2 protein-coding genes are annotated in these 2,251 nt (G+C 72.1%); both read right to left on the bottom strand.

The features are described from left to right. The coding region (locus tag D471_RS36285; RefSeq protein ID WP_017601333.1) for a FecCD family ABC transporter permease at positions 1-885 on the bottom strand (885 nt) is incomplete at its 3' end. Continuing rightward, entirely contained in the window at positions 882-1,982 is a 1,101-nt protein-coding gene (locus D471_RS0126060; protein ID WP_017601334.1) for a FecCD family ABC transporter permease, read from the bottom strand. The genes D471_RS36285 and D471_RS0126060, both read right to left, overlap by 4 nt. Positions 1,983-2,251 lie beyond the last annotated feature (269 nt).

A 2,251-nucleotide genomic window follows, 5' to 3' on the forward strand; every position in this document is an offset into this window, starting at 1 on the left:
CACGAAGAGGATCGGTCCGGCGGCCGAGGTGCCGAAGGCGGCGAGCAGCACGGCCAGGACGAGCAGGCCTGCGCGGCCCCGCTCCACGCGCACGCCCAGCCCCCGGGCGATGTCGTCGCCGTAGGACAGGGCGTCCATGGTGCGGGCCATGATCAGCGCGGCGGGCAGGCACAACAGCAGGGCGATGGCCACGGGGACCGCGTTCGGCCAGGTGCGCATGGTGAGGCTGCCCGCGATCCACACCATGGCGCGGCCGCTGTCGGTGACCTCGCCCAGGGTGAGCATCCACAGTGTGACGTTCATCAGCACGGCGGACACGCCCACGCCGACCAGGAGCAGCCGGTAACCGTCGATGCCCGCGCGCCAGGCCAGGCCGTAGCAGAGGACTCCGGCCAGGAGTCCGCCCGCCAGGGCGACGGCCGGGACGCCGATGTCGGCGAGGGGGCCGCTGACGATGCCGTAGCTGCCGCCGAAGGCCATGACCGCGACCACCCCGGCGCTGGCGCCGTGGGTGACGCCGAGCAGGTCGGGACTGGCCAGGGGGTTGCGCATGATGGTCTGTGTGATGGCTCCGGCGGCGGCCAGGGCGGCCCCGGCCAGCAGGCCGACCACGACACGGGGCATGCGCACCCGCCAGATGGTGAAGTACTGGTCGCTGCTGGTGCCGACGATGTTGGCCCACACCTGCGCGGCGGTGACCTCGGTCTCCCCTATGGCGAGGTTGAGGGTGACCAGGACGAGGATGGCCCCGCAGGTCAGAAGGGACGCGATGACCAGGCGGGGGCGTAGTGGGAGGGAGACCGGGCCCATCCGCAGAGCGCGCACGGGGCGCGGGAGCGCGGGTGTCCGGGTACGGGGGGCGGCGGGGGAGGTCGTGGAACTCATAGGGCGAGAAGTTTCCTGCGTCGGACGACGTAGATGAAGAAGGGGGCGCCCAGGATGGCGAGCACCACCCCGACCTGGAGTTCCCCGGGAGGGGCCAGGAAGCGGCCGAGGACGTCGGCGGCCATGAGCAGGATGGCGCCGAGCAGTCCGGAGTAGGGCAGCAACCAGCGGTGGTCCGAGCCGACCATGGCGCGGGCCAGGTGCGGGACGATGAGCCCGACGAAGGCGATCGGTCCGCAGGCGGCCACGGTCACGCCGGTGAGCAGCGTGATGGCGAGCAGCCCGGTGGCCCTGGCCCATCCGATCCGGAAGCCCAGGGCGCGGGCGGTGTCGTCGCCCAGCGCCAGGGCGTTGAGCGCGCGGGTGTTGGCCAGGGCCAGGACGACGCCGACGACCACGAAGGGGAGCATCTGGCCGATGACCGAGGGGTCGCGGCCGGTGAGGGAGCCCACGCGCCAGAAGCGGAAGTTGTCCATGGTGTCCTGGTCGAGCAGGACGATCCCCGAGACCAGCGAGTACATCAGCCAACTGACCGCGGTTCCGGCCAGGGCCAGGGTGATGGGTGTGGGACCGCGGCCGGGCACCGAGCCGATGAGGTAGACGACCACGGCCGCCGCTCCGGCGCCGACGAACGCCAGCCAGGCCTGGGTGCGCAGGTCGTCGATGGCGAGGAAGTGGATCCCCAGGACCACCACGAAGGCGGCGCCGAAGGTGACGCCGAGGATGCTCGGGTCACCCAGGGGGTTGCGTGTGTGCCCCTGCATGAGGGCGCCGCCCAGGCCGAGGCTGAGTCCGGCGAGCAGGCCGAGCGCGGTGCGCGGCAGGCGGATCTCGTTGACGATGATGTTGGCCTCGTCGCTGGCCGCGTGGGACAACGCCTGCCAGACGGTGGCGGGGTCGAGCATGCGCGCGCCGAACAGGACACTGCTCAACGCCGCCAGCCCGAGCAGGACCGCCAGAAGGCCCAGGCCGGCGATCCTGCGGGCGCGGCGGGGGGCGATCAGTCCCGTGGGCGGGGGGTCGTCGGCGCCGGGCGCGAAGCCGTTCTCGGGCGTGGTGACGGGGCCGGCGGTCGCGGCCCCGGGGGTGTCACTCACCCACTGCTCCCCTCATGACGAGAGCCAGGTAAACCTAACTTAGGTTTGCCTAGCCATATGGTGATGATCTAAGTTTGCCACGTCCCGGCCTGGGACGACACATCGTCGGCGACAGTGCTCCCCCGTTCGGCACGGTCGCGAGGACGAGTACCGACCCCGATTGCGAGTTGCCTCATGACATCCTCCTCCCTCCTTCGCCGCAGGGGCCTTCCCGCCGTGGCCGTCGCCGCGGCCGTCGGCCTGCTCACCGCGTGCGGGGCCGCCGGGCC

It is taken from the genome of Nocardiopsis lucentensis DSM 44048, assembly GCF_000341125.1.
In the GTDB taxonomy this organism is placed as follows: domain Bacteria; phylum Actinomycetota; class Actinomycetes; order Streptosporangiales; family Streptosporangiaceae; genus Nocardiopsis; species Nocardiopsis lucentensis.